The organism is Streptomyces sp. NPDC039480, from assembly GCF_055597165.1.
On the sequence record NZ_JBVITX010000005.1, the window covers coordinates 87,704 to 109,838 of the forward strand.

General features: G+C 73.5%; 19 protein-coding genes and 1 pseudogene. 6 read left to right on the forward strand and 14 right to left on the reverse strand.

The window, feature by feature from the left end; all coding sequences use genetic code 11:
• Positions 1-154: 154 nt before the first annotated feature.
• Complete coding sequence (locus ACZ56E_RS17370) at positions 155-1,414, reverse strand: ROK family protein (RefSeq protein ID WP_471214975.1); 1,260 nt, start codon at positions 1,412-1,414, stop codon at positions 155-157.
• Between the two features lie 196 nt (positions 1,415-1,610).
• On the opposite strand from ACZ56E_RS17370, the gene ACZ56E_RS17375 reads away from it, so the two are divergent.
• Complete coding sequence (locus ACZ56E_RS17375) at positions 1,611-2,981, forward strand: MGH1-like glycoside hydrolase domain-containing protein (RefSeq protein ID WP_471215646.1); 1,371 nt, start codon at positions 1,611-1,613, stop codon at positions 2,979-2,981.
• Positions 2,978-4,942, forward strand: coding sequence for an amylo-alpha-1,6-glucosidase (locus ACZ56E_RS17380; protein ID WP_471214976.1), 1,965 nt, complete (start codon positions 2,978-2,980; stop codon positions 4,940-4,942). The genes ACZ56E_RS17375 and ACZ56E_RS17380 overlap by 4 nt, the downstream gene beginning before the upstream one ends.
• A gap of 2 nt (positions 4,943-4,944) precedes the next feature.
• On the opposite strand, the gene ACZ56E_RS17385 is transcribed toward ACZ56E_RS17380, so the two are convergent.
• From ACZ56E_RS17385 to ACZ56E_RS17395, 3 genes are read right to left on the reverse strand one after another with little or no spacing between them, the layout of a single operon-like run.
• On the reverse strand, positions 4,945-5,781 hold the full coding sequence (locus ACZ56E_RS17385) for a carbohydrate ABC transporter permease (RefSeq protein ID WP_471214979.1): 837 nt from the start codon (positions 5,779-5,781) through the stop codon (positions 4,945-4,947).
• Positions 5,782-5,837: 56 nt separating this feature from the next.
• Complete coding sequence (locus tag ACZ56E_RS17390; protein WP_468601815.1) at positions 5,838-6,752, reverse strand: carbohydrate ABC transporter permease; 915 nt, start codon at positions 6,750-6,752, stop codon at positions 5,838-5,840.
• Positions 6,753-6,799: 47 nt separating this feature from the next.
• Positions 6,800-8,065, reverse strand: coding sequence for an ABC transporter substrate-binding protein (locus ACZ56E_RS17395; protein ID WP_471214980.1), 1,266 nt, complete (start codon positions 8,063-8,065; stop codon positions 6,800-6,802).
• Positions 8,066-8,317: 252 nt separating this feature from the next.
• Between ACZ56E_RS17395 and ACZ56E_RS17400 the strand changes: the two genes are divergently transcribed.
• Positions 8,318-8,923 (forward strand): hypothetical protein, encoded by a 606-nt coding sequence (locus ACZ56E_RS17400; RefSeq protein ID WP_471214981.1) that lies wholly within the window; start codon positions 8,318-8,320, stop codon positions 8,921-8,923.
• A gap of 115 nt (positions 8,924-9,038) precedes the next feature.
• On the opposite strand, the gene ACZ56E_RS17405 is transcribed toward ACZ56E_RS17400, so the two are convergent.
• From ACZ56E_RS17405 to ACZ56E_RS17425, 5 genes are all read right to left on the reverse strand, one after another.
• Entirely contained in the window at positions 9,039-9,818 is a 780-nt protein-coding gene (locus ACZ56E_RS17405) for an SDR family NAD(P)-dependent oxidoreductase (protein ID WP_471214982.1), read from the reverse strand.
• Positions 9,819-9,921: 103 nt separating this feature from the next.
• Positions 9,922-10,506, reverse strand: coding sequence for a TetR/AcrR family transcriptional regulator (locus ACZ56E_RS17410; RefSeq protein ID WP_471214984.1), 585 nt, complete (start codon positions 10,504-10,506; stop codon positions 9,922-9,924).
• Positions 10,507-10,574: 68 nt separating this feature from the next.
• Positions 10,575-10,916 carry a nitrite reductase small subunit NirD gene (gene nirD, locus ACZ56E_RS17415; protein ID WP_471214985.1) on the reverse strand — a complete coding sequence of 114 codons (342 nt, stop codon included), beginning with the start codon at positions 10,914-10,916 and terminating at the stop codon, positions 10,575-10,577.
• A complete protein-coding gene (gene nirB, locus ACZ56E_RS17420; protein ID WP_471214987.1) occupies positions 10,913-13,474 on the reverse strand; it encodes a nitrite reductase large subunit NirB in 2,562 nt (853 codons plus the stop codon). Before nirB ends, nirD begins: the two co-directional genes overlap by 4 nt.
• 1 nt (position 13,475) lies before the next feature.
• The gene (locus ACZ56E_RS17425; protein ID WP_471214988.1) at positions 13,476-14,735 is read right to left on the reverse strand and encodes an NAD(P)/FAD-dependent oxidoreductase; all 1,260 of its coding nucleotides are present in this window, start codon (positions 14,733-14,735) and stop codon (positions 13,476-13,478) included.
• A gap of 283 nt (positions 14,736-15,018) precedes the next feature.
• Between ACZ56E_RS17425 and ACZ56E_RS17430 the strand changes: the two genes are divergently transcribed.
• From ACZ56E_RS17430 to ACZ56E_RS17440, 3 genes are all read left to right on the forward strand, one after another.
• Positions 15,019-16,350: a ferredoxin reductase family protein gene (locus ACZ56E_RS17430; protein ID WP_471214990.1), complete on the forward strand. Its 1,332-nt coding sequence runs from the start codon at positions 15,019-15,021 to the stop codon at positions 16,348-16,350.
• 40 nt (positions 16,351-16,390) lie between these two features.
• Positions 16,391-16,582: a hypothetical protein gene (locus ACZ56E_RS17435; RefSeq protein WP_468303737.1), complete on the forward strand. Its 192-nt coding sequence runs from the start codon at positions 16,391-16,393 to the stop codon at positions 16,580-16,582.
• Between the two features lie 95 nt (positions 16,583-16,677).
• Complete coding sequence (locus tag ACZ56E_RS17440) at positions 16,678-17,460, forward strand: sulfite exporter TauE/SafE family protein (protein ID WP_471214991.1); 783 nt, start codon at positions 16,678-16,680, stop codon at positions 17,458-17,460.
• A gap of 20 nt (positions 17,461-17,480) precedes the next feature.
• On the opposite strand, the gene ACZ56E_RS17445 is transcribed toward ACZ56E_RS17440, so the two are convergent.
• The 5 genes and pseudogenes from ACZ56E_RS17445 to ACZ56E_RS17465 form a co-directional block, all read right to left on the reverse strand.
• Complete coding sequence (locus ACZ56E_RS17445) at positions 17,481-18,209, reverse strand: class F sortase (protein WP_468600876.1); 729 nt, start codon at positions 18,207-18,209, stop codon at positions 17,481-17,483.
• A 117-nt stretch (positions 18,210-18,326) separates the two neighbouring features.
• On the reverse strand, positions 18,327-18,893 hold the full coding sequence (locus ACZ56E_RS17450; RefSeq protein ID WP_471214993.1) for a hypothetical protein: 567 nt from the start codon (positions 18,891-18,893) through the stop codon (positions 18,327-18,329).
• A 459-nt stretch (positions 18,894-19,352) separates the two neighbouring features.
• Positions 19,353-19,805, reverse strand: a pseudogene (gene soxR / locus ACZ56E_RS17455) (redox-sensitive transcriptional activator SoxR); the annotation flags it as partial.
• A 112-nt stretch (positions 19,806-19,917) separates the two neighbouring features.
• Positions 19,918-21,225: a sensor histidine kinase gene (locus ACZ56E_RS17460; RefSeq protein WP_471214995.1), complete on the reverse strand. Its 1,308-nt coding sequence runs from the start codon at positions 21,223-21,225 to the stop codon at positions 19,918-19,920.
• The gene (locus tag ACZ56E_RS17465) at positions 21,225-21,944 is read right to left on the reverse strand and encodes a hypothetical protein (RefSeq protein WP_471214997.1); all 720 of its coding nucleotides are present in this window, start codon (positions 21,942-21,944) and stop codon (positions 21,225-21,227) included. The genes ACZ56E_RS17460 and ACZ56E_RS17465 overlap by 1 nt, the downstream gene beginning before the upstream one ends.
• Positions 21,945-22,135 lie beyond the last annotated feature (191 nt).

Sequence of the window (22,135 nt, forward strand, 5' to 3'; positions counted from 1 at the left end):
CCCTTGGAGAAGTGCAGTCGGCCGTGAAGCGCTCATCTGAGCGCAAGGCCTATCAGGGGTGGCGAGAATCACGCCGTTTGGAGCGGCCGGATGTCAGCATCCGGACCTCCGCCGAGGGGTCGGGACCGCCCTCGCGAGCGTTCCGCGCGCCGCACTACACCCCGAGCGCGACCAGGCGGTCTTCGACCCGTTCCGGGGCGTACAGGTGCTCGACCACGAGTTTTCCCGCGCCGATGAGTGCCGCGTGCTCGCCCAGGCGCGAGGTGACGACCTCCAGGTGGGCCGTGGAGCGCGGCAGCGCGCGCTGGTAGAGCAGCTCGCGGACGCCCGTGAGGAAGGGGGTTCCGGCCAGATCTCCGGCGATCATCAAAACGCCCGGGTTCAGCAGCGTCACGACGGTCGCGAGGACCTCCCCGACGTGCCGCCCGGCTTCTCGGGCGAACCCCACGGCGACGGGGTTCCCCGCCTCCAGGAGGCGCCGCACATCCGAGCCGGACGCCGCGGGTACGCCGGCCTCCGTCAGCCGGCGGGCGACGGCGCGGCCACTGGCCACGGCGGCCAGGCAGCCGTAGGACCCACACTTGCAGAGCGCACCCGCCCCCTCGGGCACCCGAATGTGCCCGATGTCGCCGGCGCCCCCGTCGATGCCCCGATAGACATCACCACCGACGACAACCCCGGCCCCGATCCCCGTGGAAACCTTGACCAACGCGAAGGCGGAACAGTCCGGATAGTGGCTGCGCTGCTCCCCGTACGCCATGAGATTGGCGTCATTGTCGACAAGCACCGGAATCTCACCGCCCACACCGACAGGCACCTGGCCGGGCCGGCCCCCCACCCCCGCGGCGAACGCCCGGCGCAGACGCCCCCGTATGTCGTAGCCGTCCCAGCCCGGCATCATCGGTGGCTGTACGACGCGGCCCGTCGTGCTGTCGACCGGGCCCGGTACCGCGAGGCCCAGGCCGCATACCGACTCGGGTGGGTGGCCCGTTTCGTGGAGGAGGTCGCCGAAGCGGAGGCCGAGTTCGCCGAGGACTGCGTCCGGGCCGTCCTCGACGGCGAGGGGGGCCGATCGCTCGGCGAGGATGTCGCCGCCGAGGGTCAGCAGGGCGGTGCGGGCGTGGCGGGTCTCCAGGGCGGCGGTGAGGACGACGGCGTGCGTGTCGTCGAACTCCAGCCGGCTCGCGGGCCGCCCCCCGAGCGGCGAGTCGACCGGCCCGCCGGCCCCCTCCCGCAGCCACCCCGCGCGGAACAGCCGGTCGAGCCGCTGCCCGACGGTGGCCCGGGACAGCCCGGTGACCTGTTGCAGGGCGCCCCGGGTGGTGGCGCGGCCGCTGCGCACGAGGTGCAGCAGGTCTCCGGCGCCACCCCCGGCGGCGCCGGTTCGCATCCGTCCGCGGCCTGCCGTGTGCATGCGCCCTCCCGCGCTCGTCCGCTCCTTGTGCGCCCCAACTCCACGTTACATAGTGGGCTTTGCGTGTTGGGTAGACGTAACTCTAGGGTTGTCTGCACTGAACTGACAGGGCGTCGAGTCTTCCTGGGAGGGCCGCGTGGACCGCAGTACGAGGACCACCTGGCCCGCCGCTCACCGTGCCGCCGGCCGGGGGCGGATGCTGCGGGAGCGGGCGGCCGAGGTACTGCGGGGCAATTGGACGGGCGCATCGACCGTGCCGTCCCGTGCGCTCTACCCCCACCAGTGGTCCTGGGACTCCGCCTTCATCGCGATCGGCCTGCGCCACCTCTCGCCGCTGCGCGCCCAGTCGGAGCTGGAGACGCTCCTCGCCGCCCAGTGGGGCGACGGCCGTGTCCCGCACATCGTGTTCGACGCCGCCGTCCCCCTCGACGCGTACTTCCCGAGCCCCGACTTCTGGCGCTCCACGACGGCGGGCCGCCCGGCCGGCGCCCCCGGTGCCGTGCAGACCTCCGGCCTCGTGCAGCCGCCGGCGCACGCGCTCGCCGCCTGGCTGGTGCACCGCGCGGACCCGGGACTGTCCAAGGCCCGCTACTTCCTCGCCCGCCTCCATCCGCACCTCTCCGCCTGGCACCGCTATCTGCTGTCGGCCAGAAACGCGGGCGGCGCGGGCCTCGCCGTCGTGCTGCACCCCTGGGAACAGGGCATGGACAACAGCCCTTGTTGGGACGGTCCGTTGAGTCGTGTCGAGCCGGCCAGGCCGGGCTCCTACCGCCGCGCGGACCTTGCCCGTGGAGCCCCGGAGGACCGGCCGACGGACCTGGACTACGGCCGGTACGTGCGGCTGGCGGCCGACTACCGGGACCGGGGGTACGCGGACGACGCCGGCCCCGGCGCCTTCTCGGTCGAGGACCCCGCGTTCAACGCGCTGCTGATCGCGTCGGAGTACGCGCTCGCCCGGATAGAGGACGAATTGGCGGCCGAAGGCGCCATGTTGACAGGTGACCCGGACGAGCGACGGGCCCGGGCGAAGGCGCTGACCGGGACCCTGGTGAGCCGCCTCTGGGATCCGCGTCGCGAGCTCTTCCTCTGCCGCGACCTGCGCGCCCCAGGGCCGCACGGGGAGCTCGTCGCCGAGCGCGGCGTCGCCGGTCTCGTCCCCCTCGTCCTGCCCGCGCTGCCGCCCGGCATCGCCGCGGCCCTGGTGCGCACCCTGTGCGGCCCGCACTTCGGACTCGGCGGCCCGGCACGGCTCGTGCCGAGCTACGACCTCATGGGCCACGCCTTCGACCCGCGGCGGTACTGGCGCGGACCCGCCTGGTTCAACACCAACTGGCTCCTGGTGAAGGGCCTGCGGTCGCACGGCGAACACGCGCGGGCCGACGGGCTGCGGGACGCGCTGCTCGACGCGGCGCTCACCTCCGGGTTCGCCGAGTACGCCGACCCGTACACCGCCCGGGGGAGCGGCGCCCGCGGCTTCGGCTGGACCGCGGCGCTCGCGCTGGATCTGCTGCTCGACGACGTCCGGGGCGGGCGGGCCGGGCCCTCCGGAGGAGAGGTGTGGGCATGAGTGATCGGCATCGGCTGCTGGTGCGGGGGCGGACGTTCGCGGCCGTCGGTACGGGCGGCGACATCAGCGGCGTCGGCGCAGCGCGCGGGGGTGGCGCAGGGCCGGACGGCCTGTTCGTGCGGGACGCGCGGCATCTCAGCCGCTGGCAGCTGACCGTCGACGGGGCCGTCCCCGAGGTCCTCACCCCCGTGGACACGTCCGGCGCGGCGGGCGGCGCGGCGCGCTGCGTCCTGGTGCCGCGCGGCGGCCGCATGGAACCTCCCGCGTACACCGTCTTCCGTGAACAGGCCGTCGCGGGCGGCGTGTTCGTCGAGACCCTGCGGGTCCTGAGCAATCGGCCGGTGCCGACCCGGGTGGGGCTCGCGCTGACCGTGGACGCCGACTTCACCGACCAGTTCGAGCTGCGCGCCGATCACCGGACGTACGCGAAGCCGGGCGCCGTCAGGTCACGGCGGCCGCTCGACGCGGGCGAGGGCGTCGAGTTCACCTACCGGCGGGGCGAGTGGCGTTCCCGTACGACGGTGACGGCCGACCCGGCGCCGGACGGCATCGAGGAGACCGGCACCGGTGCGCGGCGCCTCGTATGGACCCTGGAGCTCGACCCGCACGCCGCAGTGGAGGTGGCACTGCGTGCCGCCGCGCAGCCGCACGGGGAGCCCCCGCCGCGCGCGCCCGCGTCCGCCGCCGAGGCCGGGCGCCAACTCACCGAGATCGAGGCGGAGTACGCGTCCGGCGTCGCGCTGCCCACCGCCTGGCCGGAGCTCGCGGCGGCCTGCACGCGCGGCCTCGCGGACCTCGCCGTGCTCCAGGTCCCGGCGAAGGGCCCCGACGGCGAGGACCTTCGCGTACCCGGCGCCGGAGTGCCCTGGTTCCTCACGCTCCTGGGCCGCGACGCCCTGCTGACCTCCCTCTTCGCCCTGCCCTACCTGCCACGACTGGCCGCCGCGACGCTGCCCGCGCTCGCCGCGGCGCAGGCCACCGAGGCCGTGGACGGCGCGGTCGCCCAGCCGGGCAAGATCGTCCACGAGGTGCGGCACGGCGAGCTCGCGCACTTCGGGCAGGTGCCGTTCGGCCGCTACTACGGATCGGTCGACGCGACCCCGCTCTTCCTGGTGCTCCTCGGCGCCTACACGGAACAGACCGGCGACGGCACGCTCGCCCGCCGCCTGGAACCGCACGCCCGCGCCGCCGTCGGCTGGCTCCTCGACCACGGCGGGCTCACCTCGCGCGGCTACCTCGTCTACCGCGCGGACGAGGGCGGCCTCGCCAACCAGAACTGGAAGGACTCACCAGGCGCGATCTGCTCCGCCGACGGCAGCGGGGCGACGGGCCCCGTCATGGCGGCGGGCGCGCAGGGCTACGCGTACGACGCCCTGCGGCGCACCGCCCGTCTCGCGCGGACCGTCTGGGACGACCAGGTGTACGCGGACCTGCTCACGCAGACGGCGGCCGACCTGCGGGACCGCTTCCAGCGGGACTTCTGGATGCCGGACCGCGGCTTCCCCGCGCTCGCCCTCGACGGTGAGGGACACCGGCTCGACGCGCTCGCCTCGGACGCGGGTCACCTGCTCTGGTCCGGGCTGCTCGACAAGGAGTACGGCGAGACGGTGGGCCGCCGCCTCCTGGAGCCCGACTTCTTCTCCGGCTGGGGCGTACGGACACTCGCGGCCGGACAGCCCGCGTACCACCCGCTCTCCTACCACCGCGGCTCGGTGTGGCCGCACGACAACGCCCTGATCGCCCTGGGCCTCGCCCGCTACGGCCTGCACGACGAGGCCCGCACGGTCGCCCGCGCCCTGGTCTCCGCCGCCACCACGGCGGACGGCCGCCTCCCCGAGGTCCTCGCGGGCTACGACAGCCACACCCACCCGACCCCGGTCCCGTACCCCCACTCCTGCATCCCGGAATCCCGCTCGGCGGCGGCCCCCCTGGCCCTCCTGACGGCGGTCGGCGGTGCGTGACCTCAGTCGTCGATCCCCGACCGCTCCACCCCCGCCACGATCCACCGCTGGAAGAACAGGAACACCACCAGCAGCGGGACGATCGAGACCGCTGCCGCGACGAACAGTTCGTGGAGGCGGATGACCTGGGAGGTCGTGAACGTGGCGAGGGCCACCTGGACCGTCCACGCGTCGCGGTCCTGGCCGATGACCAGGGGCCACAGGAAGGAGTTCCACGCGCCGATGAACACGATCGTGCCGACGGCCGCGAAGACGGGGCGGGAGTTGGGGACGACCACGCGCCAGTACGTGCGCCAGTAGCCGAGTCCGTCCACCCGTGCCGCGTCCTCGAGCTCCCGGGGGAAGCCCAGGAAGTACTGGCGGAAGACGAAGCAGGCGAAGGCGGAGAACAGGGTCGGGACGATCAGGCCGCGCAGGGTGGAGACCCAGCCGAGCGACGAGACCAGGACGAAGCTCGGGACGAAGGTGACGGCGGCCGGGACCATCATCGTGCCGAGGATCGCGTAGAAGACGCGGTCGGCGTGGCGGTAGGGGATGCGGGCCAGGCCGTAGCCGGCGAGCGAGGCCAGGACGAGGGTGCCGAGCGTCGTCGCGACGGCGATCAGCGACGAGTTGAGCAGCGCGCGGGCCATCGGCACGGCCGGGTCGGCGAAGAGCTCGGAGAGGTTCGACCAGTGCAGCGTCGAGGGGAAGAACGTCCAGTCGGGGGAGGTGATGTCGTCCTCGGACGCGAGGCCGTTGCGGACGAGGAGGTAGAAGGGGATCAGGAACAGCAGCGCGAGGGCGATGAGGAGGACGACGCGCAGCGCGCGTCCTACGCGGACCAAGGCGTCGTCCATGGGCATGGGCCTGTTGACGGCGGGAGACTTCGTGGGAGGGGGAGGGGGCACGGGACTCAGTCCTCCTTTCTGCCGAGGCCGAACCAGCGGGCCTGGCCGACCGTCACCACCGCGATGATCAGCGCGAGGAGCACCGCGCCCGCGCTGCCGAGGCCGAGGTTCTGCTCCCGGCCGAGTGCCGTGTAGTAGAGGTAGACGAGCGGTGGGCGGGCGTGGGGCGGGTAGCCGCTGGAGGTCGAGAGCAGGTTGTAGAACTCGTCGAAGGCCTGGAAGGCGTTGATGACGAGGAGCAGCGTGACGGCGACCGAGGTCGCGCGCAGCTGCGGGAGCGTGATGTGGCGCAGGACCTGCCAGCCGGGCCGCGCCCCGTCCACGGCGGCCGCCTCGTAGAGGGTGGGGGAGATGCGCTGCAGGCCCGCCAGGAACAGGATCATGTAGAAGCCCGCCTGGAGCCAGAGCCGCACGGTGACGATGACCAGCCAGTACCAGGGCGGTTCCGTCGTCGAGAGCCAGGCGACCTGCTCGGCGCCGAACCAGTCGAGGACGGTGTTGGCGAGTCCGAACCGCACCCCGTTGAAGATCGACAGCTTCCAGATCAGCGCCGCCACGACGTAGCTGCACGCCGCGGGGAGGAAGAAGACGGACCGGAAGAACGCCTGGGCGCGTCGCATCCGGTTCACCATCAGGGCGAGCGCGAGCGACAGCACGAAGGTCGTCGGGACGATGAAGGCGGAGAAGACAGCGAAGGTGACGAGGCTGTCGGTGAACGCTTCGTTCCGCAGCATCGACGTGTAGTTGTCGAGGCCGACGAAGTCGTCGGGCGAGACGGTGTTGTGGGCGTCGAAGAAGCTGAGGTACACGCTCCAGGCGAGCGGCACATAGGTGAAGAGGACCAGGCCGAGCGCGAAGGGGCCGACGAACACCCAGAACCAGAGGGTGCGGTTCTGGGTGCCGAGGAGCCGGCTCTTCACGGGGGCACTGCTCTTCGCGGGGGCGCTGCTCCCGACGCGGGTGCGGCTCACGACTTCTTCCTGACCCGGTCCAGCTCCGCCCGCACCTTGCGTACGACGGACTTGAGCTCGCTCTCGGGATTCGCGCCGGACTTGATGATCCGGCTCAGCGCGTCCTGGTACGCGGTGCGGCTCGCCGGCGTCCACAGCAGCGGCTCGGAGTAGCCGTACTCGGTGGAGTAGCGCACGGCGTCCGCCGCCGGGCCCTCCCTCAGCTTGTCGGCCTTCTTCGCGAGGGAGAGCCTGGCCGGGATGTGGAAGCCGTAGGAGAGCGCGAAGTCCTCCTGGTACTCCGTCCTGTCGATCCACAGCCACTTCAGGAAGTCCTTCGCCTCCTTCTTGTGGTCGCTGCGGGCGCTCACCGCCGCGCCGTACGACCCGACGGGCAGCGCGGCCTTGCCGTCTGGGCCGTCGGCGGGCAGCGCGAGGACACCGAAGTCGTCGCCCAGCTCCTTCTTCACCGCGGGCAGCGCCCACAGCCCGCACCACTGCATAGCCGTCAGCTCCTGCACGAACGCCGACGGGTCCGACCAGTCGGCGGGCGCGCCGAGCAGCAGCGACTTGTCGGCGTACAGCTGACGCAGCTTGCCGAGGGTGCGGGCGGCCGCGGGATCGTCGAAGCCGACCTTCCCGTCGTCGGTGACGGAGGAGAGGCCCGCCGCGTACAGGGGCGTGACGCCGAGGGCGCCCGCGCCGCCGTCGTTGCCGAGGAAGAGGCCCTTCACGTCCTTCGTGGTGAGCGCCTTCGCCGCGTCGACCAGCTCGTCCAGGCTCTCCGGCGGCCGCACCCCGGCGTCGTCGAGCAGGCTCTTGCGGTAGTAGAGCAGGTGCATGTCGACGACCTGCGGAATGGCCCAGATCTTCCCGTCGTACGTCTTGGGGGCGAGCACGGCCGGATTGAAGTCGCCCCGCACGCCGTCGAACAGGTCGGTGAGGTCGACGACCTGGCCGCCCCGGATCTGGTCCAGAGAGGGGCCGTTGACCTCGAAGACGTCGGGGCCGGAGTCCGTGAGCAGCGCCGCCGCGGTCTGCTCGTCGTAGTTGCCCGGGCGCCACTGGACGCTGACGTTCGCCTTCTTGTACGCGGCGGCGTACCGCTTCACGGCCTGCTCGGTGCCCGCCTCGCCGTACTGGTGGTACCACTGCGCGAGCCGCGGGCCCTTGCCGCCCGAGCCGCCGCCGTCGCGCCCTGTGTTGGACCCGCACGCGGTGAGCAGCCCGAACGCCGCACCCGTCGCACCTGTCCCGAGAAGTGTCCTGCGGCTGATGGCCATGCTGGTCGTCCCCCTGCGTGATGTCGGAGCGTGGGATCGGTGAGTGACGTCTATGTGTGTGCCGGGCCCAACGATCAACCATGCGGCGGGATTACGACAGGGGTGTTGCAGCCGAGTGTCACCCTTCGGACACGCTCCGGCAGGACGGTGCGGGCGCGCCGCGTCAGCGGGCCGTCAAGGTGGGCCCGCGGCGTGTAAGCGGCGCGTCAAGGGCGACGACGCGACCCGGAGTACCGTCGTACCGTGCCGCACATGGGACACAACAGGACGAGACGGGGCGCCGCGCGGGCCGCGGGGGCGCGCGGTGAGACGGGCGCGCGCTGGGGGACGGAGGCGCCCTACGGGCCGGGGACCTCGTACGCGACCGTGTCGGACCGCGGCTGGGCGGCCGACGTGCGGACCGCCGCCTTCTGCTCGCTCGGCCTCTTCGGGCTCGTCCTCTTCATCGACTGGGCGGGCGGCACCCTCGCCCCCGTCCGCCTCTGCCTGTGGGTCCCGCTCTCCGCGCTGCTCTACCTGGTACTGCACCCCGTACGGGTGACGGCGGGCCCGGGCTGGCTCGCGGTACGGGGCCTCGGGCGCCGCAAGCACGTCTGCACCGGCCTGCTGACCGCCGTGCGGCACCGCGAGGGCGTCGCCGCCCGGCTGGTCCTGTGCGACTCGCTCGGCAACCGCGTCGAGCTCGACCCCCGCGTCCTCGTCGACAACCCCCTCCTCCTGCACCGCCTCGACACCGGCGCCCGCGCCGCGCGCGAGGCCGGCCTGCTCAGGACGGGCTGCGCGGAGCTGCGCCGGCTCACCGAGCGCGCCGACGGGGCGACGGCGAAGGCCGTCTTCGAGGCATCCGACCTGCGCTGAAGGACACGTTCCGGGGGGGGGACCTTCGGGGACGGCCTCGCCTTCGTCCCGCCGACGGTGCTGGAGCTGCGCGGGGCGGCGTGAGGCGTACCGCGCTCCCGTCGGTTCCGCGATTTCAGGCCGAGGCACCGCCGTCGATCACCAGGTCCGCGCCGACCACCGAGCCGGACTCGTCGGAGGCCAGGTAGAGGACCGCCGCGGCGACCTCCTCGGTCGTCGACACGCGGCCCAGCGGCGTCGACTCCCGCATGCGGGCCGCCCGCTCGGCCTCGGTCTCGCCCGGGCGCAGCGACATGGTGGTGTCGGACGAGCCCGGGCTGACGGTGTTGATGCGGACGCCGTCCTTGATGTGCTCGGCGGCGGCCGCGCGGCTCAGCGCGGAGACGGCGGCCTTGGTCGCCCCGTAGGCCGCCAGGCCCGGCGCGCTGGTGTGCGCGCCGAGGGTCGACGCGATGTTCACGATGGTGCCGCCCGTGGGCTGCGTGCGCATCTGCTTCACCTCGGCCTGGAGGGCGAGCAGGACGCCGGTGACATTGATGTCGAGCATCGTGCGCCACTCGTCCTCGGGCAGCTCGGCGACCGGCTGCCCGGCGCGCAGGACGCCCGCGTTGTTCACGGCCACGTCCAGGGAGCCGAAGCGGTCGACGGTGGCGGCGACGAGCGCGGCGAGGTCGGCGGAGCGGGAGACGTCGGCGGTGACGGCGAGGGCCTCGCCCCCGGCGCTCTCTATGAGCGCCGCGGTCTCCTTCAGGGGGCCTTCGGTGCGTCCGGCGACGACGACGCGGGCGCCCTCGGCGGCGAAGGCGAGAGCCATGGCCCGGCCGAGGCCGGAGCCGCCGCCGGTGACGAGGGCGGTACGGCCGGCGAAGCGGGAGCGGGCAGCGGAAGCAGTCATGACAGCTCTTTTCTTGACCGATCGGTTCAATATAAGGACAAATAAAAAGGGCAAACAGAAAGGGCAAACAGAAAGGCGAAAGGAAAGGCGGCCGCCCCGGCCCTCAGTCCAGCAGGGCCAAGGCCTGCTCCACCGCGTCCCGCACCCGCGCCGGATCCGCGGAGGCCTTGCCGACCACCCGCACGCCCTGCGTCACGACGAGCAGCATGCGGGCGAGCGTCAGCGGGTCGCGGTCCTCGGGCAGTTCGCCCTGTGCCTGGGCGCGGACGAGCGCGGAGTGCAGCAGGGTCTCGATGTGGTCCCAGTTCCGCTCGACGCCGCGGGCGGCCGCCTCGTCGTGCGGGCCCAGCTCGGTCGCGGTGTTGGTGACGAAACACCCGGCGAGGCGGCGCTCCTCGGATGTGGACTCCGCGCCGAAGCGGCGCACCACCGCGCGCACGGCGGGCAGCGCGGGGCCCGGCTGTGCCAGCTCCGCGAGCAGCATCGGCCGCTGGAGCTCGCCGTACCTCTCCAGTGCCTTCAGGTACAGCTCGTGCTTGTTCCCGAAGGTCGCGTAGATGCTGGCGCGCCCGATGCCGAGCTCCTCGACGAGGTCCGCCATCGACGTCGCCTCGTAGCCACGCCGCCAGAACAGCTCCAGGGCCGACTGCAGCGCGGCGTCCGGATCGAATTCCTTGGTCCTGGCCACGAGGGGAACGTTACGTCTTTCTGGAACGGCCGGTCAAGGTCAATTGGCCGGGATGGCCGGTCGAGTCGTTACGCGATACGGACCGGGTGCACCGCGACCGACACCTCCTCGTCGTCCAGGCACCGTCCCGTCTCCAGGTCGAACCGCTGCTTCAGGAGCGGCGATGCGACGAACGGCCGCCCCCGCTCCGTCCCGAGCAGTCCCCGGGAGAGGACCGCGGCGCCCGTGAACGGGTCGCGGTTGTCGATCGCGTACGTACGTCCCTCGCGGTCGAGGAAGAGCGCGGCCTGCCGGCCGTCGGGCAGCAGGGCGGCGAGGCCCCGCCCCGGCATCAGCTGCGTACGGTCGCAGATCTCCAACCAGTCCTCTTCCAGGCGCAGTTGGACGCTGGCGGACGTCGGCTCGCTCATCGTGTGGCTCCTTCCAGGGGGCGGGGGCTGATGGACAGCAGGGGGAGGTCGGGCTTGATCTGGTCGCGCTCGGGGACGAAGCCGACCGTGGGGTCGGGGACGCCCGGCGCGTTCACGAAGGACACGAAGCGCGCGAGGCGCTCCGGGTCGTCGAGGGTCTCGGCCCACTCGTCGCGGTAGTGCGTGACGTGGGCGGCCATCAGCGACTCCAGCTCGTCGCAGATGCCCAGCGAGTCGTGGACGACGACGTCGCGCACGTGGTCGAGGCCGCCGTCGATCCGGTCGAGCCAGGCGGCGGTGCGCTCCAGGCGGTCGGCGGTGCGGATGTAGAACATCAGGAACCGGTCGATGAGGCGCACCAGTTCGGCGTCGCTCAGGTCCTGCGCGAGCAGGTCGGCGTGGCGCGGGGTGGCGCCGCCGTTGCCGCCGACGTACAGGTTCCAGCCGCTCGCCGTGGCGATCACGCCGAAGTCCTTGGACTGGGCCTCGGCGCACTCGCGGGCGCAGCCGGAGACCGCCGACTTCAGCTTGTGGGGCGCCCGCAGGCCGCGGTACCGCAGCTCCAGGTCGATGGCCATGCGCACGGAGTCCTGCACGCCGTACCGGCACCAGGTCTGCCCCACGCACGACTTCACGGTGCGCAGCGCCTTGCCGTACGCGTGGCCCGACTCGAAGCCCGCGTCCACGAGCCGCGCCCAGATCACCGGCAGCTGCTCGACGCGGGCGCCGAACAGGTCGATGCGCTGCCCGCCGGTGATCTTCGTGTAGAGGCCGAAGTCCCGCGCCACCTCGCCGATGACGATCAGCTTCTCCGGTGTGATCTCGCCGCCGGGGATGCGGGGCACCACCGAATAGGACCCGTTCTTCTGGAGGTTGGCGAGGAAGTGGTCGTTGGTGTCCTGGAGCGCGGCCTGCTCGCCGTCGAGGACGTAGCCGCCCGCGCCGATCGTCGGCGCGAGCGACGCGATGATCGAGCCGACCGCGGGCTTGCACTCGTCGCAGCCCTCGCCGCCGCGCGCCTCCTCGCGGCCGTGGGCGTCGAGGAGTTCGCGGAAGGAGGTGATGCGCAGGGCGTGGATGATCTCGTACAGCTCCTGGCGGGTCTGCCCGAAGCAGCCGCAAAGCCCGCCGTCACCGCTCTTCGGCAGGAGCTGCCCGATCACCTTCAGGCAACTGCCGCAGCCCGTACCGGCCTTGGTGCACTTCTTCACCTCGGGCAGCGAGGAGCAGGCGCAGATCTGGTCCTTGGTGACGTTGTGGCAGTTGCAGATCACCGCGGAGCCGGGCAGCGCCTCCGGGCCGAGCGCGACGGGGGCGCCCGCACCCGCGGGCAGCACCAACTGCTCGGCGGGCACCGGCGGTACGGAACCGGTGAGCGGGCGCAGCACCCCGTACGCGTCCGCGTCGCCGACCAGGATGCCGCCGAGCAGCTCGCCGCCGGGCGCCATCACCAGTTTCTTGTACGTCCCCGAGCGCGAGTCGGTGTAGACGACGTCGAGGCAGCCCTCCGCCGTGCCGTGCGCGTCGCCGAACGACGCCACGTCGACACCGAGGAGCTTCAGCTTGGTCGACAGGTCGGCGCCGGTGAAGCTCGCCTCCCGGGAGGCGATGGCGGCCGCCGCCGTCTGCGCCATCTCGTAGCCCGGCGCGACCAGGCCGTAGACGCGGCCGTCCGCCGCGAGGGCGCACTCGCCGATCGCGTACACGTGCGGGTCGCTGGTGCGGCACTGCTCGTCGACCGTGATGCCGCCGCGCTCGCCGACCGCAAGGCCGTGCTCGCGGGCGAGCTGGTCGCGCGGCCGCACGCCCGCGGAGAACACCACCAGATCCGTGGCGACCTCGCTCCCGTCGGACAGCTTCATGCCGGTCACGGCGCCGTCCTCGCCCGTCACGATCTCCTGCGTGCCGGTGCCGGTGTGCACGGTCAGACCCATGCCGGTGATGGTCCGCAGGAGCGCGGCGCCGCCGCCCTCGTCGACCTGCACCGGCATCAGCCGCGGCGCGAACTCCACGACGTGCGTGGTGAGTCCGAGCCCCTTCAGGGCGCCCGCCGCCTCCAGGCCGAGCAGCCCGCCGCCGACGACCGCGCCGGTGGTGGCGCGCCGCTTCGCGTACTCCTCGATGGCGAGCAGGTCCTCGATGGTGCGGTAGACGAAACAGCCCGTCGCGTCCTTGCCGGGCACCGGCGGCACGAAGGGGTAGGAGCCGGTCGCGAGCACGAGCGTGTCGTACGCGAAGACGGCGCCGGAGCGCGCGGTGACCGTCCTGGCCTCGCGGTCGAAGCTCTCCGCCGCGTCGCCCACGTACAGCTCGATGCCGTGCTCGTCGAGGAACGCCCGGTCGGTCATGGAGAGCTCGTCGGGCGTGCGGCCCGAGAAGTACGAGGTGAGCTGCACCCGGTCGTAGGCGGGGCGCGGCTCCTCGCAGAGCACCACGATCCGGTGGCTCGCCGTGAGGCCCTGCTCGGCGGCGGCCTCCAGGAACCGCTGGCCGACCATGCCGTGCCCGACGAGGACGAGGGTGGGGCGGGAGTGCGGGGTCTGTGCGGGCGTGGTCATGTCAGCGGCCTCCGTCGTAAGCGAGCAGGTGGAGCAGGGGGCTGTCGTCGTCGGGCAGCGGGTCGTCGGACTCCCAGGCGCGGGCCAGCGCGCCGACCGCGCCGAGCTCGCCGAGCAGCACGCCGCCGACGAGCCGGCCGTCGCGGACGACGACCTTGCGGTACGTGCCGCGGGTGGCGTCGGCGAGCTGGACGACGTCGTCGTCGGGGCGGGGCTCCGGGTCGCCGAAGGCGGCGAGGTCCAGCGGGCCAGGCCCGGCCAGGGTGAGGCGGGTGAGGGTGCGGGTGCCGGTGTACGGGCGGGTGGCGCCCCGCGCGGCGGGTTCATCGGCGAGCGCCGCGACGAGCGCGTCGGCCTGCTCCACGGCGGGCGTCGCCAGTCCGTAGACGCGGCCCGCGTGCTCCGCGCAGTCGCCGACCGCACGGATGTGCGGGTCGGACGTCCGCAGCAGGTCGTCCACGACGATGCCGCGGCGCACATCCAGACCCGCGGCCTGCGCGAGCCCCGTGCGGGGGCGCACCCCGCAGGCGAGGACGGTCAGATCGGTGTCCAGCAGAAAGCCGTCGGCGAGCTCGACCCGGCGTACGGCGCCGTCGGTGACGCCGACCCCGCGCACCCGGCACTCGGTGTGCACCTCCACGCCGAGGTCCGTCAGATGCCGCCGCACCAGCTCCGAGGAGGCCGGGTCGAGCTGGCGCTCCATGAGCCGCTCGGCCTGCTGGGTCAGGACGACCTGGGCGCCGCGCCGGGCCAGCGAGCGGGCCGCCGACACCCCGAGGAGGCCGCCGCCGATGACGACGGCGCGGACGCCCGGCGTCACGGCCGCGGACAGAGCGAGACAGTCGTCCATGGTCCGGAACGCGTGCACGCCGCCGGGCAGTTCGCGGGCCCCCGGCGCGAACAGGCCGCGCAGCGGCGGCAGGACCGGGTTCGAGCCCGTCGCGAGGACGAGCGTGCCGTACGGGACGACGCTGCCGTCCGCGCAGTGCACCCGCCGCTCGGCACGGTCGACGCGGACCACGCGCGTGCGGAGCACGGGGCCCGGCGGGCTCGGCAGGGTGATCACGTCCGGCCCGTAGCGGCCCGCGAGGACCTCGGCGAGCAGCACGCGGTTGTACGGGGGGTGCTCCTCCTCGCCGATCAGGACCGTGTCGGCGCCGAGGCGCTGCGCGACGCGGGTGCCTGCGAGGCCCGCGCCGATCACCACGACACCGGGGCCCGGTGCGGGGCCGGGGGGCGTCGGCTGCGCTGAGGAGGTCATGTTCCGCAGCCTGCGGGGCGGGTGTTAACCGGCCGGGGCCGGGTTGTTTCCTTGGGGGAACGGTGTGCTCAGCGGGTGCCTTCGGTGCGTGTGAGGGGGTTCCTGGACCGCTGCTTCGCGGCGGACGTCTCCCGCCCGCCCACCCGTTTGCCCCGCACCGCGCCCTTGCCGTAGGGGCCCCTTGCTTAACCCCCGTTGAGGTCTTCCTCAAGGGCGCCTTAAGGATCGCAGGAACGCCTCTGACCAGCGCCTTCTCGCCTCTCCCTGCGCCTAGTGTGCCGCCGTGACCCCCCAGGCAGCCGCACCCCCTCTCCGCATCTCCCCCCGAGCCCTCCGCGCCGGCATCACCGGCGGCGGAGGTGCCGTCGTCGCGCTGTGGGCCGCCCAGCTGGAGCCGTCCGCACGGATCGACGTGCTGTTCGCCACCGGGGCGCACCTGACCGGGCTGCTCGCCGGGTACGGGGTCCTCGTCATGCTGTTCCTGATGGCCCGCGTGCCCGCCGTCGAGCACGGCGTCGGCGCCGACCGCCTCGGACGGCTGCACGCGCTCGGCGGGCGGTACGTGCTGAGCCTCTGCGCGGCCCACGCCCTCCTCGCCCTCTGCGGCTACGCCGTCCACACCGGCACCGACCTGCGCCACGCCACCCTCGACCTGCTCGGCTACCCGGGCCTCGCCGCCGCCACCGCGGGCACCGTCCTGCTCGCCGCCGTCGGCGTCACCTCCGCCCGTGCCCTGCGCCGCCGCATCCCGCACGAGACGTGGCGCGCCGTCCATCTGCTCACCCACCTCGGTGCCGCCCTCGCCTTCGTCCACCAGCTCGCGGGGCCGGATGTCGCGGGCAGCGTCCTCTCCCTGTGGCTCTGGTCGCTGGCGCACGCCACCGTCGCCGTCCTCCTCGTCTGGTACCGCGTCGTCGTGCCCGTACGGCAGGCGCTGCGGCACAGCCTGCGCGTCGTCGACGTACGCGCCGCGGGGCCCGGCGTCGTCTCCGTGGCCGTGCGGGGCATCGGCGTCGACCGGCTGCGCGCCGAACCGGGGCAGTTCTTCCGGTGGCGCTTCCTCCAGCGCAGGCTCTGGCACACCGCGCTGCCCTTCTCGCTCTCCGCGCCCGTCCGCGACGACACGCTGCGCATCACCGTCAAGGCGGCCGGCGACCACACCCGGCGGATGCGGCGGCTGCGGCCCGGCACGCGCGTCCTGGCCACCGGCCCCTTCGGCGCGCTCACCGCGCACCGGCGCACACGGCGCAAGGTGCTGCTCCTCGCGGGCGGCGTCGGCATCACACCGCTGCGGACGCTCTTCGAGACGCTGCCCGGCGGCCCCGGCGACCTCACCCTCCTCTACCGCGCGAGCAACGCCGAACAGCTCGTCCTGCGGGACGAACTGGAAGCAATCGCGGCGAGCCGCCGGGCCGGCCTGCACTACCTGCTCGGCCCCTCCGACGCCGCCTTCGACCCCATGGCCCCCCAGTCCCTGCGCAACCTCGTCCCCGGCCTCACCGACCACGACGTCTACCTGTGCGGCCCGCCGGGCATGTCCGCCGCGGCGACGACCGCCCTCCTCCGCGCGGGAGTCCCGGCGGACCGCATCCACACGGAGTGCTTCACGCACTGACCGCGTGCCGAACCGCCCCCCCCTCACGAGAAAGCTGGACATGGGACGCCACCGCAAACCTCTCGCCCCCGCGCCGCACCCCACCCGCCGGGCCCGGCGCGGCCTCGCCGCGGGGCTGGCCGGAGCGAGCGCGCTGATCGCCACGGTCCTCGCCCTCACCGTCGACCCGTCGGCGCCCCCGGCCCCCGACCGCCCCTCGGCGGACGTCCCCGCCCCGCAGGCCGCACCCTGAACCGGCCCCGAGAGACCTCAGAAGTCGCTCAAGTCTCGTCCTTTCCCACGGATTTCCGTGGACGGCGCGACGACCGCGTCCATAGGGTCGCGATCATGCCTGACATATCGCTGACCACGGTCGTCGTCCTCTGCCTCGCCGCCCTGGCGGCCGGCTGGATCGACGCCGTGGTCGGGGGCGGGGGACTGCTGCTGCTCCCCGCCCTGCTGCTCGGACTGCCCGGCGGCACGCCGGCCGCGCACGCCCTCGGCACGAACAAGGCCGTCGCCATCGTCGGGACGACCGGTGCCGCCGTCACGTACGTCAGGAAGACACCCGTCGACGTGCCGACCGCCGTGCGGATCGGCCTCGCCGCGCTCGCCGGGTCGATGGGTGGTGCCTTCTTCGCGGCGGGGATGAGCACCGAGGTGCTGAAGCCCGTGATCATGGTGGTGCTGCTCGCCGTCGCCGCCTTCGTGATCCTCAGGCCCGCCTTCGGCACCGCGCCCGCCACCGGACCCGTGTCCCCGAAGCGGATCCTCGCCGCGATCGGCCTCGCGGGCCTCGGCATCGGCTTCTACGACGGCCTCATCGGCCCCGGCACCGGCACGTTCCTCGTCCTCGCCCTGACCGCCGTGCTCCACCTCGACCTCGTCACCGCCTCCGCCACCGCGAAGATCGTGAACTGCTGCACCAACGCGGGCGCCCTCGCGATGTTCGCCTGGCAGGATGCGGTCCTGTGGCAGCTGGCCGGCCTCATGGCCGTCTTCAACCTCGCGGGCGGCATGTTCGGCGCGCACACGGCCCTCAAGAAGGGCAGCGGCTTCGTCCGGGTCGTGCTCCTGACCACCGTCTTCGGGCTCGTCGTGAAGATGGCGTACGAGCAGTGGGTGGCGTAGCGAGGGCAGCCTGAGGAGGCTCAGCGCACCGCTGTCAGGTGTGCGAAGACCACCACGTTGCCCTGGTAGCCCGTCTGTTTCGAGTACTTCCCGCCGCAGGTGATGACCCGCAGCTCCGGCCGCGCCGCGGCGCCGTACACCTTCCGGTCCGGGAAGTCCTTGGCGTCGTACACCTCGTTCGCGTCGACCGTGAAGACGGCCACGCTGCCGTCCCTGCGCTCCACCTCGATCGTGCGGCCCTTCTGCAGCGCGCCCAGCTCGTAGAAGACGGCGGGCCCCTCCTGGTTGTCGACGTGGCCCGCCACGATGGCGGTGCCGCGCTCGCCGGGCGTGGTGCCCGCCTCGTACCAGCCCGCGAGGTTCTTGCGCTCCGGCGGCGGTACGTCGAGGCTGCCCTGCCGGGTCAGGCCGAGCCCCATCAAGGGCGTGTCGACGCCGATCGAGGGGATGCGCACCCGGTCGGGCGGGGACGGCGGGAGCGGTGCGGTGCCGGGGGCGCGGGACGCGGCGGGCCGCTGGTGGGGGGCGGCGGGGCCGGTCGACGCGGCCTGCGCGGCGGAGGGCTGCGGCGGCGGCTGCGAACCGGCGCCGCCGCTCAGCAGCCAGGCGCCGGAGCAGAGCGCCACGGCGGTGACGGTTGCTATGACGGCGTTGCCGGTCCTCCGGCCGGCACCACGTCGCGTACGCGCACGAGGGCGGGTGCGAAGGCGGGTGCGAAGTCGCGTACGGAGTCGTGTACCGATGCGCATACGGCGGCCCCCTCGGGGTCGGGCGGTCCTGGCCCTCGTCCCCCTCCCCGCCCGCGGGGGGACACGGGCGGGGAGGGGGCGGAGGTGGCGGTACCGGTGGACAGCGGAGGGTGTCCGTCAGATCCTGTCGCCTCTCGCGCGGCGGTGCAGGAGCCAGGTACCGCCCGCGGCGGCGACGGCCAGGGCCGCCACTCCCGCCGCGGTCTGCACGGGGTCGGGACCGAGCGCGCCGCCGACCCCCGTCTTCACGTGTCCCTTGGGAAGCTGTTGGGGCCGCTCGCCGGCGGCCGCGGTGGAGGTGATCGTGACGACGAGATCACCCGCGACCCGCTTGTCCTTCGTGCCGGAGCCGCCGGACCCGGAGCACGTCGCGACGATCTCGTACGTGCCGGGCTGGGCGGACGGCGGCACCTCGAACCGGCCTGCGGCGGCCTCACCGCCCTCCTGGCGGGTGCCGGGCGCCAGCGCGAACCTGCCCGCCCCCACCGCGCTCGCGTCACCCGCCGCGGTCCCGCCCGCACCACAGGCGGTCGTGTGCACGGTGACGGCGGAACCGGGGGTGACGGTGGCGGGCCGGATCTCCAGGCCACCGGCGGGCGGGCCGGGGGCGGCGGAGACGGGGGCGGTCAGGGCGCCCGAGGCCACGACGAGAGCGGTGACGGTCAGCAGGCGGGCGTTGCGCATGTGCTCGTTCCTCCGAGGGGCCTACGCGCGAGCACGGCCCGCGGCACCCCCAAGTGCCGCTGCGTCGGTCGAACCCCGCTCTACCGAGGTAAGTGGCACTCGGCGGCGCACGCCTCCTGATGAGGCATCAGAAAGTGGGCGCGGCGGCGGTTCCTGACGCGGTGAAGGCCGCGTTCCAGCAGGTCACCGGCGTATCGGAGGAAAGTGCCCGAAGGGTGGGCGCGGCGCCTGTGAATGGGTGACCCGGCCCGCCGGACGGGGGGCCATGGGGGGCGGCCGGGGCCTGCCGACCCCGCCGGCCCCGCAGCCCCACTCCTGTCACGCGGGCACGTTGGTCTGGTCCTCGTCGGCGGTTTCGCAGGACTCGGTGGTTGCACAGGACCCGGTGGCTTCGCAGGACCCGGTGGCTTCGCAGGGCCCGGTGGTTTCGCAGGACTCGGTGGCGGACGGGATCTTCTTCTCCACGAGGCGGCGCGGGCCGGGCCCGCGCGAGCCCAGGGTGTCCCACGTGTTCGACAGCGCGCACCGGGAGAGCGAGAGGCAGCCGCAGCCGATGCAGTCGGTGAGGTTGTCGCGCAGCCGCTGGAGGGTCCGTATGCGGGTGTCGAGGTCCTCGCGCCAGCACTCGGAGATCCTGGCCCAGTCCGCACGGTTCGGAGTGCGGTCCTCGGGGAGCAGGGCCAGCACGTCGCGGATCGTGGCGAGCGGCATGCCGAGCTGCTGCGACGTACGGATGAAGGCGACCCGGCGCAGGGTGTCGCGGCTGTAACGGCGCTGGTTGCCCGTGGTGCGGCGGGACGTGATGAGGCCTTCGCTCTCGTAGAACCGCAGGGCGGAGGGGGCGACTCCACTCCGCTCGGCGAGCTCGCCGATGGTGGCTTCCTTGGCTTTCGGCGTGAGGCGCTGGGTCATGCGGTCAGCGTAAGTCAGCGCGGTCGTCCAACACCCCCGACCTGAACCATTGTTCAGCTCAGCTCAGCTCAGCTCAGTTCAACTCCGCAACCGCTTCCGTCAGGCACCCGCTTCAGGCACCCGGCAGGCGCACCACCGCCAGCGCGCCCCCGTCCGCCGCGTTGGCGAGGTCCACCCGGGCGCCGATCACCTGGGCCTGGCCGAACGCGATGGTCAGACCGAGCCCGGTGCCCTGGCCGCGTTCGCGCGCGCCGGTCTGGAAGCGCCGCGGGCCGTCCTGGAGCAGGTGTTCGGGGAAGCCGGGCCCGTGATCGCGGACCGTGACCTCGACGCCGTCGACCCGCACCTCGACGGGATCGCCGCCGTGCTTGCGGGCGTTGTTCACGAGGTTGGTCAGGATCCGCTCCAGGCGGCGCGCGTCCGTGCGGACGAACGTGTCGTACGCCGTCTCCGCGCCCCGCACGGTGAAACCGGCCCCCGAGCCACCGCCCGCACGCTCCGCGATGGTCTCGACGAGCCGCCCCAGCGGATGCGCCTCCAGGTCCGGCTTCTCCACCTCCGCGTCGAGGCGCGCCACTTCGAGCAGGTCCTCCGTGAGGGTGTGCAGGGCGCGGACCCGGTCGCGCACGAGCTCGGTCGGGCGGCTCGCGGGCAGCAGCTCGGCCGCCGTGTGCAGACCGGTCAGCGGGGTGCGCAGCTCGTGGGCGACATCGGCGGTGAAGCGCTGCTCGGCCTCCAGGCGCTGCTGGAGCGTCGCGGCCATCGTGTCGACGGCGGTGGCCAGTTCGGCCACCTCGTCCTTGCCGTGCCGCACACCGGGCGGGCGCGGATGGTCGATGCGGGCGTCGAGGTCGCCCTGGCTGATGCGCCGCGCGATGGCCGCCGCCGTGCGCAGCTGACGGCTCAGCCTGCTCGACAGGCCCGCGCCGCCGAGCGCGGCGAGACCGACGACGACGGCGCCCGAGATCAGCAGCCGCCGGTCGAAGTCGGCCATCTCGGCGGCCTGTTCGCGCAGCGGCTCACGGACGGACAGGACGTGCCGGGGGCGGTCGCCGACCGGCCGTGCCGCCCAGACGCACGGGTCGTCGTCCGATGCCATGTCGAGGTAGGTGGTGCGCTGCCCGGCCAGCGCCGCCCGCCGCAGCGCCGCGGGCAGCCCCGGGTCGTCGAGGGCGGAGTCCGTCTCGCTCTGGTCGACCTGTCCCGTCAGCTCGTACAGCTGGCGTACGCGCACGAGCTGCGCGATCGCCCCGGACCGCGCGCCCGACGAGACCTGGTCGAGCCGGGCGTGGTGGACGAGCAGACCGATGGCGACGGCGACCACGGCGCAGCCCGCCGCGAGCAGCGCCGTGATCTTCCAGCGCAGCCCGAGACCGAGCCCGATGCCGAACCCGAGCCCGGTGGGCGCGGGGCGCGGCATCACGGGCCTCCCGGGGACGGGGACGGGGACGGGGCCGGTGCCGGGGGCGTCGGCTCGTTCGTGTCGGTCGGCCGGGGCGGCTTCTGATAGCTCTTGATGTCGCTGACCGTGGACATCCGGGCGCCGTCCCAGTGGAAGCGCACGGCCTGCTCGCCGCCCTCGGAGCACGGGGTGCGCACCAGCAGGTCGGGGCCGATCGTCTCCACGCTCAGGTTCCTGCCGGAGGTGAAGAGGACGGGGAAGACCTTGCCGTCGTGTTCCGCGTAGACGGCCAGGAGCGACCGCCCGCTCTCCGTGTCGGCGGCCACCAGCAGCTCGGGCTTCTTGTCGCCGGTCAGGTCCAGGAACATCGGCGGCCGCAGCCCTGCCCGCCCCGGCCGGTCGATCGTCCCGCGGCCGGCGAGCGGCTTCATACGGGAGTCGGCCCGCAGGATCGCGTGGACGTCCATCGCGGCGAGCCCGCCGGAGCCGACCTTCGGCAGACCGGGCAACGCCTGCGGGGGCGGCTGGCGCGTGGCGGCCTCGGCGCCCGGGGCCCGCGACGACTTGCCCGCCCAGGCGGGCCAGACGGCCTCGGGGCGCGGCTGCACGGAGACGGACGGCGCCGCGTCGCCGTGCCCGAGACCGTCCGTGCCGCCGCAGCCGGTCAGCGCGAGGGCCGCCGGAGCGGTGAGGAGGGCGGCGCCCAGGAGGAGCGGGCGGCGGAGGATCGGATTCATGGGGGCTGACCGTCGTCACGTGGAGAGCGGGGGAACAGGGGCGCTGGGGGAGCTGGGGCGCTGGTGGTGGCCGGTCCGGGGACTGCGACGGGGATTCGACAGAGGGACCGGACCGGCCACCGCTCTCGAAGGTAGGAACCGTCCATCACGGATGCCCGGAGGTTGTGTAACAACTGCCCCCAAGCCCACCC

Bases quoted from the DNA above. Each gene is read 5' to 3' on its own strand.
- ACZ56E_RS17370 (WP_471214975.1), bottom strand. From the start codon at position 1,414: ATGCACACGGCAGGCCGCGGACGGATGCGAACCGGCGCCGCCGGGGGT.
- ACZ56E_RS17375 (WP_471215646.1), top strand. From the start codon at position 1,611: ATGCTGCGGGAGCGGGCGGCCGAGGTACTGCGGGGCAATTGGACGGGC.
- ACZ56E_RS17380 (WP_471214976.1), top strand. From the start codon at position 2,978: ATGAGTGATCGGCATCGGCTGCTGGTGCGGGGGCGGACGTTCGCGGCC.
- ACZ56E_RS17385 (WP_471214979.1), bottom strand. From the start codon at position 5,781: ATGGACGACGCCTTGGTCCGCGTAGGACGCGCGCTGCGCGTCGTCCTC.
- ACZ56E_RS17395 (WP_471214980.1), bottom strand. From the start codon at position 8,065: ATGGCCATCAGCCGCAGGACACTTCTCGGGACAGGTGCGACGGGTGCG.
- ACZ56E_RS17400 (WP_471214981.1), top strand. From the start codon at position 8,318: ATGGGACACAACAGGACGAGACGGGGCGCCGCGCGGGCCGCGGGGGCG.
- ACZ56E_RS17405 (WP_471214982.1), bottom strand. From the start codon at position 9,818: ATGACTGCTTCCGCTGCCCGCTCCCGCTTCGCCGGCCGTACCGCCCTC.
- nirD (WP_471214985.1), bottom strand. From the start codon at position 10,916: ATGAGCGAGCCGACGTCCGCCAGCGTCCAACTGCGCCTGGAAGAGGAC.
- nirB (WP_471214987.1), bottom strand. From the start codon at position 13,474: ATGACCACGCCCGCACAGACCCCGCACTCCCGCCCCACCCTCGTCCTC.
- ACZ56E_RS17425 (WP_471214988.1), bottom strand. From the start codon at position 14,735: ATGACCTCCTCAGCGCAGCCGACGCCCCCCGGCCCCGCACCGGGCCCC.
- ACZ56E_RS17435 (WP_468303737.1), top strand. From the start codon at position 16,391: ATGGGACGCCACCGCAAACCTCTCGCCCCCGCGCCGCACCCCACCCGC.
- ACZ56E_RS17440 (WP_471214991.1), top strand. From the start codon at position 16,678: ATGCCTGACATATCGCTGACCACGGTCGTCGTCCTCTGCCTCGCCGCC.
- ACZ56E_RS17445 (WP_468600876.1), bottom strand. From the start codon at position 18,209: ATGCGCATCGGTACACGACTCCGTACGCGACTTCGCACCCGCCTTCGC.
- ACZ56E_RS17450 (WP_471214993.1), bottom strand. From the start codon at position 18,893: ATGCGCAACGCCCGCCTGCTGACCGTCACCGCTCTCGTCGTGGCCTCG.
- ACZ56E_RS17460 (WP_471214995.1), bottom strand. From the start codon at position 21,225: ATGCCGCGCCCCGCGCCCACCGGGCTCGGGTTCGGCATCGGGCTCGGT.
- ACZ56E_RS17465 (WP_471214997.1), bottom strand. From the start codon at position 21,944: ATGAATCCGATCCTCCGCCGCCCGCTCCTCCTGGGCGCCGCCCTCCTC.